The sequence below is a fragment of the Aromatoleum diolicum genome (assembly GCF_012910955.1).
Taxonomy (GTDB): domain Bacteria; phylum Pseudomonadota; class Gammaproteobacteria; order Burkholderiales; family Rhodocyclaceae; genus Aromatoleum; species Aromatoleum diolicum.
Genome location: NZ_WTVQ01000129.1, coordinates 1 through 431, shown reverse-complemented (window position 1 = coordinate 431; position 431 = coordinate 1). Strand labels below are relative to the sequence as shown.

The following is a 431-nucleotide window of genomic DNA, read 5'->3' as shown; positions in this document are numbered from 1 at the left end:
ATAAAGTCTTCTTCTTTAATACGTGCAGCAGACTTGCCACGACCACCGCGACGCTGGGCTTCATAGTCGCTCAGCGGCTGATACTTCACGTAACCCTGATGAGACAGCGTAACGACAACATCTTCCTGGTTGATCAGATCTTCGATGTTGATGTCAGCGGTGTTCGCCGTGATTTCCGTGCGGCGCTCGTCGCTGTATTGCGTTTTGATCGCTTCCAGCTCTTCGCGGATGACTTCCATCAGGCGCTCAGGGCTATTGAGGATATAAAGCAGCTCGGCGATCTCCGCCAGCAGCTCTTTATATTCATCAAGCAGCTTTTCGTGCTCCATGCCGGTCAGTTTCTGCAAACGCAGATCCAGAATCGCCTGCGCCTGCGGTTCCGTCAGGTAGTAGTGACCATCACGGATTCCGAACTCTGGCTCCAGCCACTC

General features: G+C 53.4%; 1 protein-coding gene. It reads right to left on the bottom strand.

Features of this window, described 5'->3' with window-relative positions:
• Positions 1-431 (bottom strand): DNA gyrase C-terminal beta-propeller domain-containing protein (locus tag GPA25_RS23715; protein ID WP_281357766.1); only part of this gene is annotated, 431 nt, incomplete at both ends.